Source organism: Pseudonocardia bannensis, assembly GCF_012911875.1.
GTDB lineage: Bacteria > Actinomycetota > Actinomycetes > Mycobacteriales > Pseudonocardiaceae > Pseudonocardia > Pseudonocardia bannensis.
In genome coordinates, this window is record NZ_JAAXKZ010000173.1 from 1 (window position 1) to 9,525 (window position 9,525).

At 74.2% G+C, this 9,525-nt stretch carries 10 protein-coding genes and 1 pseudogene; 7 read left to right on the forward strand and 4 right to left on the reverse strand.

All coding sequences use genetic code 11. The features are described from left to right. The coding region (locus HF519_RS27835) for a nitroreductase family protein (RefSeq protein WP_211170683.1) at positions 1-676 on the forward strand (676 nt) is incomplete at its 5' end. Positions 677-759: 83 nt separating this feature from the next. Here HF519_RS27835 and HF519_RS27840 read toward each other — a convergent pair. The 3 genes and pseudogenes from HF519_RS27840 to HF519_RS27850 form a co-directional block, all read right to left on the reverse strand. After that, positions 760-1,167 (reverse strand): CBS domain-containing protein, encoded by a 408-nt coding sequence (locus tag HF519_RS27840; RefSeq protein WP_169415959.1) that lies wholly within the window; start codon positions 1,165-1,167, stop codon positions 760-762. A gap of 94 nt (positions 1,168-1,261) precedes the next feature. After that, positions 1,262-1,399: pseudogene (locus tag HF519_RS33415) on the reverse strand (CBS domain-containing protein); the annotation flags it as partial. A 33-nt stretch (positions 1,400-1,432) separates the two neighbouring features. Then, positions 1,433-1,936 carry a universal stress protein gene (locus HF519_RS27850; protein ID WP_169415960.1) on the reverse strand — a complete coding sequence of 168 codons (504 nt, stop codon included), beginning with the start codon at positions 1,934-1,936 and terminating at the stop codon, positions 1,433-1,435. Between the two features lie 386 nt (positions 1,937-2,322). Here HF519_RS27850 and HF519_RS27855 point away from each other — a divergent pair, with 386 nt between their 5' ends. After that, entirely contained in the window at positions 2,323-2,883 is a 561-nt protein-coding gene (locus HF519_RS27855) for a universal stress protein (protein ID WP_169415961.1), read from the forward strand. Positions 2,884-2,954: 71 nt separating this feature from the next. On the opposite strand, the gene HF519_RS27860 is transcribed toward HF519_RS27855, so the two are convergent. Further along, the gene (locus HF519_RS27860; RefSeq protein ID WP_169415962.1) at positions 2,955-3,662 is read right to left on the reverse strand and encodes a TetR/AcrR family transcriptional regulator; all 708 of its coding nucleotides are present in this window, start codon (positions 3,660-3,662) and stop codon (positions 2,955-2,957) included. Positions 3,663-4,212: 550 nt separating this feature from the next. On the opposite strand from HF519_RS27860, the gene HF519_RS27865 reads away from it, so the two are divergent. The 5 genes from HF519_RS27865 to HF519_RS27885 all read left to right on the forward strand — a co-directional run. Then, positions 4,213-5,010: a collagen-like protein gene (locus HF519_RS27865; protein WP_169415963.1), complete on the forward strand. Its 798-nt coding sequence runs from the start codon at positions 4,213-4,215 to the stop codon at positions 5,008-5,010. Between the two features lie 276 nt (positions 5,011-5,286). Continuing rightward, positions 5,287-6,684 (forward strand): PP2C family protein-serine/threonine phosphatase, encoded by a 1,398-nt coding sequence (locus HF519_RS27870; protein WP_312860396.1) that lies wholly within the window; start codon positions 5,287-5,289, stop codon positions 6,682-6,684. Positions 6,685-6,837: 153 nt separating this feature from the next. Then, the gene (locus tag HF519_RS27875; protein ID WP_211170684.1) at positions 6,838-7,227 is read left to right on the forward strand and encodes a DUF6319 family protein; all 390 of its coding nucleotides are present in this window, start codon (positions 6,838-6,840) and stop codon (positions 7,225-7,227) included. Positions 7,228-7,303: 76 nt separating this feature from the next. Then, positions 7,304-8,764, forward strand: coding sequence for an SDR family NAD(P)-dependent oxidoreductase (locus tag HF519_RS27880; protein WP_169415964.1), 1,461 nt, complete (start codon positions 7,304-7,306; stop codon positions 8,762-8,764). 45 nt (positions 8,765-8,809) lie between these two features. After that, the coding region (locus HF519_RS27885; protein WP_312860397.1) for an exodeoxyribonuclease V subunit gamma at positions 8,810-9,525 on the forward strand (716 nt) is incomplete at its 3' end.

Below are 9,525 nucleotides of genomic sequence, written 5' to 3' on the forward strand. Positions count from 1 at the left end.
GCACGACGCGGTGCTGTTCGGGGCCATCGAGCGCCGGCGGACCGACCGCCGGCGGTTCTGCGAGTTGCCCGTCCACTCCACGCTGCTGCACGCGCTCGCCGTCCGCGCTGCCGAGCTCGGGGCCGCGCTGCACCCGGTGACCGAGGAACGCGCCCGGGCACGGCTGGACGCCGCGCTCGCCGAGGCCGCCGCACACCAGCACCTCGCCCTCGGTTACACCACCGAGTTGGCCATCTGGACCCACCGCTACGCCGGAGCGCGCGACGGGATCCCAGCGGACTCCCTGCCCTGTCTCGGTGCCGGACCCGAGGGTTCCGGCCTCGGCCGGTTCCCGCGTGGACGGCTGGCCTCCACCCCGCGCCGGCCCTCACCCTGCGACGACGGCGCCGTCCTGACCGTCCTCACCACGCCCGGCGACACGACCCTCGATCGGCTGCGCGCCGGCGAGGCCGCCAGCGCGGTGCTGCTCGAGGCGACGCGGATGGGCCTGGCGACGATGCCGCTCAGCCAGGTTCTCGAGGTCCCGCACACCCGCCGGCGGTTGCGCCTGGACATCCTCGGTACGCCGGACCACCCGCAGCTGGTCATCCGGGTGGGCTGGGCCCCCCCGAACGCCGCCGAGCTGCCCCCGACACCCCGCCGGCGCCTCGAGGCCGTGCTGATCCCGCCGTACTGATCCCGCCCGACCGACACCGCCGGACCGACACCGCCGGACCGACGGGCCGACGGGCCGACGGCGCCGGTGCCGGCGATGCCCACTTACCGGAGCGGGCCCGCGACCGGGTCGGCCGCCCGCTCGTCCACCCGGTAGCCGAGGTGGTCGACGACGCTCACGACGCCCTCGATCCGTTCGACGAACCGGACGGCCAGCCACGCGTCGGCACGCGTCTCCAGCCGGCCGGTCAGGGTGACGACCCCACCCTCGACCCGCACGTCGATGCGTCCCTCGCCCAGCAGGAGGCCGCCCAGCAGCTCGTCGACGATCTCCGCGCGGATGTCGGCGTCGTCGCGGAGGAACACCGCGAGCAGGTCGGAGCGGGTGAGTACACCCACGACGCGCCCGCGGGCGTCGACCACCGGCATCCAGCGGAGGTGGCGCTCCAGCATCCGGCGGGCGGCCCGGGCCACACTCAGCTCGGGGCCGACGGTGATCACCGGCGCCGTCATCAGGCCACGGGCCGTGGTGGCACCCGCGCGCGCCGCAGGCCGGTGGACCCGGCGGGACCTCCCCGGGGTCGGCGCGTTCGGCGGTCCGGAGCAGATCCCCCTCCGACACCACGCCGAGCAGCCGTCCGGCCGGGTCCAGCACCGGGACGGCCTGCACACCGCAGCCGAACAGCACGCGGGCCACCTCGGCGAACGACGCCTCCGGAGGCACCGAGATCACGGCGGCGGTCATCACCGCACCCACTGTCGTGCGTCGCACGGCAGGTCAGGCAGGTGCCGGCACGGTGGCGCCGGGCGCGGTCGCCGTCGCGCCGGCCGGCACCGGCCCTGGACGCACAATGGTCACCGGGCACGATGCGTTCAGCACGCACTGCATCCCGGCCGACCCGAGCAGGGCGCTGGTGAACCGGCCCCGGCCGCGGTGGCCCAGCACCAGCAGGGCGGCGTCGCGGGACTCGTCGATCAGCACCTTCGCGGGTGTTCCCGGCACGGCACGAAGCTCCACGGGCACCTCCGCCAGGCCTGGCCGGCCGGCCACCACCGCCCCCACCAGCTCGCAGATCCTCGTCCTGACATCCGCGGTGACCTGGTCCTCCGAGGGGGGCACCGCCACCCCGTAGGAGATCGCCCAGTACTGCGGTGGCTGGAAGACGGAGACGACACGAACCCGCGCGCCGCGGCGGGCGGCGTCGGCGAACGCATGGGCCAGGGCGGCCTGCGACTCCGCCGACCCGTCCACACCCACCACGATCGTTTCCGGTTCGTCCATGCCGACTCCTGTCCGTCGCCGCGACCCACCGCCCACGGGTCCGGCGACCACCGTGCCGGGGTGGCCGTACAGCGGCGACGGGCGGAAGCCCCGGGTGGGCGGGCCGGTGGTCCCGACACCCGCCGGTCGGCCCGGGCCGTCGGGCCGATCCGCCCTACGCAGGCCGGCGACGACAGTGTCCACTGTCGTCCACTGTCGTCCACTGTCGTCCGACCGGGTCAGCGGCCACGCACATGGAGGTCCGGCATATGCCTCACGCCAGCACGACTCTCGCGATGCGGCCGTCGGCGCGGGCGGGACCCGGGCGGGTGGTGGTCGTCGTCGACCGGTCCACGGGCACGCCCGAGTGGGCGCTCGCATGGTGCCGGCGATCCGGAAGGATGCTGGTGCTGCAGCCGCTGGAGTCGACGGGGGCCCCCAGCGGGTTGCTCGCCCCGGATCGATGCGCCCAGGCTGTCGGGCACGTCGCCGCGCTGCTCACCGAGGCCGACGGGACCGCGGTGCTCGTGCCCCGTCCGGCCGTCGCACACGGCGGTCCGCTGCGGGTGGTCCTCGCGCTGCGCGACCTGCCCGACGATGCGGCCGCCGTCGCCGACGCCGCGGAGGTCGCCGAGCAGCTGCGCGCCGGCCTCATGATCGTTCACGGCGTTCCCACCTCGTTCGGTGAGCGCAGCGTCGGGCTGGCCGCCGCGGTCGATCACGGTCGCCGGGTCCTCGGGGCCGGGCTCGAGCGGGTGCGGGCGCTGGCCCCCGGCCTCGCCGTGGCGGTCCAGCTGGTCCGGGCCCGTCCGCACGAGCTGGTCGGTGAGGACCTGGACGCGGACCTGCTCGTCCTCGGAGGGCCCCGGACCGGTGGACACGGCGAGCTCGGGCTGGTGGCGCGCAGCGCACTGCACCACGCGCCGTGTCCGGTGTTGCTGGTCCCGCGGCCGGAGCGGACGGGCTGACGCGAAGGGCGCCGCCGCTCGTCCAGCCCCAGCGGCGACGACTCCGGAGAGTCGATCACCGGGGTCGGCGCTCAGCCGAGCAGTTGGCTGCGCAGGCCGGCGAGCACGATGGCCAGTCCCTCGTCGAGTTCGGCGGCGCCGTCATAGGTGCCCAGAACAGCGGCGAGTGAGCGGAGCCGGGGGAACTGTGTGACGGGCAGCCGGTGCAGCCCGAGGCGGAGCAGGTCGTCGGTCTCCTCGGGGTCGTCGACGCGTTCCTGCAGTTCGTGCAGGACGTGGCCGTAGAGGAACCCGGTGAACAGCCGGCAGGCGTGCAGCGCACCGTGCTGGTCGAACCCGGCGGTGATGAACAGCTCGAGCAGTTCCTCCAGCGGTCGCAGCGTGCCCAGGGGCCGCTGGGCGAGTGGGCCGGACAGCGGCCGGGTCACCAGTAGCGGCACCACGTTGGGGTGGGCCAGGGCGAGTCGCCGGAACGCGTGCGCGGTGCGGCGCAACGCGGCTTCCCAGTCACCGTCGGGCTCGCGGGGCACGACGAGCTCGGAGACCACACGCTCGACGACGCCGTCGAGCAGGGCCTCCTTGTCGGCCGCGTGCCGGTAGATCGCCATCGGGTTGCGACCGAGGGCCTGCCCGAGCCGGCGCATGGTCAGAGCCTCGACACCACCGTCGTCGATGATCTCCAAGGCGGCGGCCAGGACCTGCTCGCGGGTCAGCGCGGGGCGCCGCGCGGTCGGCTGCGGGACCGCGGCCGGCCGGGCGTGCCCGGTGACGCTGGTCATCAAACCTCCTCGGTACGTGGGTCTCCTCATCGTGCCGCCTATTGATACGGCGTAGCCCTATGCCTAACGTATACAGCGTATCCCGGGCTTGAGAACAAGGTCCACATCACCGATCCGATCTGCTCCGGACCCCTCCTCGGCCGTCGGTACGGCGGGGTCGCCGCCGGCGCGTCGCCACTCCGTCGAGATGAAGGGCCGCGTTCGGGACGACCGGGTTCGGCGTCCCGTCGTCGGAGTGTTGATCGCCTCCTGACCGGCCGGCGCGACCGAGGGCCGGAGCGATGTCCTCCCGGCCGCGTCACGTCGTTCGGGCCGGACACCTGATCGGCCGCGGGCTCACCACGACCCGCAGCCATGACCACCACGACGCCTCACAGCGTCTCCACCCGGGCCGCCCCTGGCGATCGACGGCTCGACCATCACGTTCTCCCCGGTGTCGTGGCCATCCGGCGACGGGCACCTCCACGGAACGGCACGTGACAGGCACGCGACAGCACGCGACATCGCTTCGGCGCACCGCCGAGCACCGATCTCACGACGAAGGAGCGCAATGGCACAGGCAACCAACCAGCCGTCCTCGGGGCGTGGCCGCACCACCACCCCCACCGCCATCACCCCCACCGAGCGCCCGGCGGTCGACGAGCAGGGCAAGCGCGGCGAACAGGGCCCGCCCGGGGGGCCGGGTGAGCAGGGCCCGCGCGGCGGGCAGGGTGAGCAGGGCCCGCGCGGCGGGCAGGGTGAGCAGGGCCCGCCCGGCGGACAGGGTGAGCAGGGCCCGCGCGGCGGACAGGGTGAGCAGGGTGAGAAGGGCGAGCCCGGTCCGCGCGGTGAGCAGGGCGAGAAGGGCGAGCCCGGCGCGAAGGGTGAGCGTGGCGAGCCCGGTCCGCACGGTGAGCAGGGCGAGAAGGGCGAGCCCGGCGCGAAGGGACTGCGCGGTGAGCAGGGCCCCCGTGGTGAACAGGGCCCCCGTGGTGAACAGGGCCCCCGTGGTGAACCGGGCCTGCGTGGTGAGCAGGGCCTGCGCGGTGAGCAGGGACCGATGGGCGAGCCGGGCCCGGCCGGGCCACCCGGGCCGCAGGGCAAGCCGGGGCCGCAGGGATTGCCGGGGCCGCAGGGACAGCAGGGCTGGGCTCCCGAGCCCGGCGGGTCGTCGCAGCAGGTGATGGCCTGGACCAGGCCGGCGACCCCGCAGGCCACTTCCGGCCTCGAATCCGGCATCGCGATGGCGTTCACCCCCGTCGAGATCTTCGCCTCGGTGGTCGACAGCATGATCAAGCTGCAGCAGCGGACCTGGGCTGAGCTGAGCGGACTCGCGAGCACCGGCGCCCGGGACGCGAACAGGTACTGATCGGCCTACTGTTCGGCTGACTGTCCCTCCGGCGGGCGCTCTCCCCACGACACGGGAGGGCGCCCGTCGGCGAGTCCGGGGTGCCGACACGGTGCAGCGGCCCTTCATCCGACTCGACGCCCACGGCCTCGACCGCCCCGGCATCAGGCTGCTGCTGTGGACGACGTGGCGAGCGATCGTGCGCGCTCTCACGGGCCCTTCGCACTCGGATCTCATATCGTTGCCGCGGTTCGCGCGGCTGGCGGAGGTCCGTACCGAGAAGAGGGAGGTGGGCGTGTGGACGGCGCGGACGAGTTGGATCGGACACCTCAGACGCCGATCCTGGTGTCGGCGGAGATGTCCCCGGCGGCACTGGAGGAAGCCGCGCGGCTGGCCGCCGTGGCCCGGTACGAGATCCTGGGCACACCGCCGGACGGGGCGTTCGACCGCGTCGCCGCGCTGGCAGCACGCTGGTTCGACACCCCGATCGCGACGGTGAGCATCGTCGACGAGGACCGGATCTGGTTCAAGGCCACGCACGGGCTGGAGGGGGTCACGGAGATCGGGCGGGAGCCGGGGCTGTGCGCCTCGGCCGTCCGGCGGGACGGCCCGTACGTGATCAACGACGCGCTGACCGACCCGCGCGCCGCGGAGAACCCGTTGGTTCGCGGCGAGATGGGAGTGCGGTTCTACGCCGCGGCTCCCATCACCACGTCGGACGGATATCGGCTGGGCACCGTGAACGTGCTCGACACCCGGCCCCGTCAGATCCCCGAAGCAGGGCTGGCCACCCTCTGTGACCTGGCCGCGATCGTGATGGACCAGCTGGAGCTGCGCCTCTCGGCACTGCACACCATCCGCGCCGAACGACAGTTGCGGGACCGAGCGGAGCAGGACCGGGCCACCATCGAACAGGACCGGGCCACCATCGAGGCCTTCGCGTCCACCCTGCAGCGCACCCTGCTCCCGCCGGCGCTGCCCGACGTGCCCGGCCTGGAGCTGGCCAGCCACTACCACCCCGCCTCGCCCCGCAACGTGGGCGGCGACTTCTACGACGTCTTCCCGCTGCCGGGTGACCGATGGGCCTTCTTCCTCGGCGACGTGTGCGGGCACGGAGCACCCGCCGCGACCCTGACCTCGCTGGCCCGGCACACCCTGCGCGCCGCCGCCTGGCACGACCCACGCCCGGTCAGCGTGTTGTCCGAGCTGAACGCGGCGCTGCTCAACGAGCCCGTCACCCGCGATCATTTCGCCACGGTCATGTTCGGGCTCCTGCAGCCCGACCCCGGCGGGCCCGGATTCCTCGTCACCGTGGGCACCGGCGGGCACGAGCCGGCCTTGTGGATGGCAGCCCAGGGCGGTCGCCGGGACGGCACCGGCGCCGCCGACGTCGTCGAGCTCCGCCCCGAGGGCGGGATGCTCGTCGGTGCGGTGGCGGACGCCCGGTTCACGGCCTGCAGCGCGCGCCTGGGGCCCGGGGAGACCCTGCTGCTCTACACCGACGGGCTCACCGACACCCCGGTCGACGGCACCCCCTTCGGGCAGGAGGGCCTGTCGCGCTTCCTCGCGGACCGGATCGGTTGCACCGCAGCCACACTCGTCGCCGACCTCGCGACCCGCATCGGGCGGTTCACCCCGCCGCCCAAGGACGACATCGCGTTGCTGGCGATGAGCGTGCCGCGCGGGCAGGACTGATTTTCTCCCCGGAGGACCGCCGGCAGCACGAGCCGGCACACGACATCCACGAGCCCGACGTGGCGACGTCGAACATTTGTTCTACGATCACGCTGGTCGATGCAGCCGTACACCCGGTCCGCCGGGGCTCACGAGAGGGAACCCGACGCAGCGATGAACGTCGACAAGACCAAGGACCAACCCGGCGCCGCCGCGTCCTCCGCCACCGGCGCCGCCTCGACGAGCGAGCCGAAGCGCCGGCGCGGCCGTCCCCCGGCCTCCGCGGCACGCACCACCCGGGTCGTCGAGCTGACGCTCACGGTCAGCGGCACCGCCGACGGCGACTGGCAGGCCGACCTGAAGCAGGGCGCCACCTGGATCACCCGCGCGCTGCCGGTCAGCGCGGCCGACGTGTCGCGGGCCGCGGGTGAGCTGCACGCCGACCTGTCCGGGCCGATCGAGAAGATCATCGGTGCGGCCCGCGCGCAGCGTGAGGCCCGGGTCGCCGAACTGGAGGCGGAGCTGGAGCAGGCGAGGAAGGCCCTGGCTGCGTTCGAGGAGTGAGCGACGGCGGCCCGGATCGAGGTGCGTACAGTTCTTCGCGGCCATTGCGGCGGACGGGCGAGGAGCGGGAACGGTTGTGACCACGACGGAGCAGGACCGGAGCGTGGGCGCGGCCACGGGCATCGATCCGGCCGACCTCGACACCTGCCTGCGGGTGCTCGCCCGCATCGATGAACTGCCGATCGAGCATCCCGACGCCGTCCAGGTCCGCCGGGCCACCGCCGGGATCTACAAGTCGGTCCGGAAGCGACGCCGGGCCGCCAAGCGCGACGCCGTCACCGCCGCCGACAACGCCGTCACGGCGGCGACCGCCACGGGCGCGCCGGGCCGCATCGACGACGAGACCCAGGGCCTTCCGCTGGTCTCGACCGCGATCGGGGCGACCGCGGGCACCCTCCTGCGCGCCCGCTCCTGCTACACGTGCAAGCAGCGCTACCACGTGGTCGACGCCTTCTACCACCAGCTCTGCCCGCCCTGCGCGGCGCTGAACCGGAGCAGGCGCGACGCGCGGACCGACCTCACCGGCCGCCGCGCGCTGCTCACCGGGGGCCGCGCCAAGATCGGGATGTACATCGCGCTGCGGCTGCTCCGCGACGGCGCGCACACCACGATCACCACCCGCTTCCCCAACGACGCCGTGCGCCGGTTCACTGCGATGCCCGACAGTGCCGACTGGCTGCACCGGCTGCGCATCGTCGGCATCGACCTGCGGGACCCGGCCCAGGTCGTCGCGCTGGCCGACACGGTCGCGGCGGCCGGCCCGCTGGACATCCTGATCAACAACGCCGCGCAGACGGTCCGCCGCTCCCCCGGCTCCTACTCGGCCCTGGTGGACGCGGAGCGGGCGCCGCTGCCGGCCGGGGACCTTCCCGAGGTCGTCACGTTCGACCACATCAGCGACGCCCACCCGGCAGCCCTCACGAGCAGCCTGGCCGACCACCGCAGCCCGCACGCCCTCACCGAGCTGGCGCTGACGGCCCGCAGTGCCTCGCCGGACCGGATCGCCGCCGGGACGGCCGTCGACGCGGGTGGGCTGCTGCCCGACACCGCCGAGGTCAACAGCTGGACCCAGCGGGTGCACGAGGTCGACCCGATGGAGTTGCTCGAGGTGCAGCTGTGCAACCAGACCGCGCCGTTCATCCTCGTCAGCCGGCTGCGACCGGCGATGGCGGCGGCCCCGGCACGGCGGAAGTACGTGGTCAACGTCTCCGCGATGGAGGGCCAGTTCAGCCGCTCCTACAAGGGGCCGGGCCACCCGCACACCAATATGGCCAAGGCGGCGTTGAACATGCTCACCCGCACGAGCGCCGCGGAGATGCTCGAGCGTGACGGGATCCTGATGACCGCGGTGGACACCGGGTGGATCACCGACGAGCGCCCCCACCCGACCAAGCTCCGGCTCGCCGACGAGGGCTTCCACGCCCCGCTGGACCTCGTCGACGGCGCCGCGCGGGTCTACGACCCGATCGTGCGCGGCGAGGCGGGCGAGGACCTGTTCGGCTGCTTCCTCAAGGACTACGCGCCGTCGAACTGGTGACGGCCACCTGCCCGGGCCGTCGGTGCCCCCGGCTAGGTTCCCGGTGTGCTCCATGTGCACCGCGCGGAACGCGCCGACCGGCTGGCCGACGCTCTCGCCGAGGTGCTGCGCACCCCGCTGACCGACCCCTTCACCGCAGAGATCGTCGCGGTGCCGGAGCGGGGCGTGGAACGGTGGCTGGGACAGCGGTTGTCGCACCGGCTGGGCACGACCGAGGGCCGCGGTGACGGCGTCTGCGCACACGTGTTGTTCCCCTCTCCCGCGGCCGTGGTGTCGGCGGTGATCGGCGACGCGACCGGTGTCGAACCCGACGCCGACCCGTGGCGCCCGGCGCGCGCGGTGTGGCCGTTGCTGGAGCTCATCGACGCCGCTGCGGGCGAGGCCCGGTTCGCAGCGCTCAGCGCGCACCTCGGCGCCGCGGTCGACGGCCCCGCCGGCAACGGCGCCGGACCCGATCACCGGCGCGGCCGCCGTTATGCCGTGGCGCACCGGCTCGCGGAACTGTTCGCCGCCTACGCCGCGCACCGGCCGGGGATGCTGCGCGCGTGGCAGGACGGCGCCGACATCGACGATTCCGTCGACGCCCCCGGCCCCGACGCCGCGCAGCCGCTGCCCGACGACCTGAACTGGCAGCCGGAGCTCTGGCGGCGGCTGCGCGAACACCTCGGCACGCCCGGCCCCGCCGAGCGGCTCGAACGGGCCTGCGCCGCGCTGCGCGCCGACCCCGGCCTCGCCGCCCTCCCGCCCCGGCTGTCGTTGTT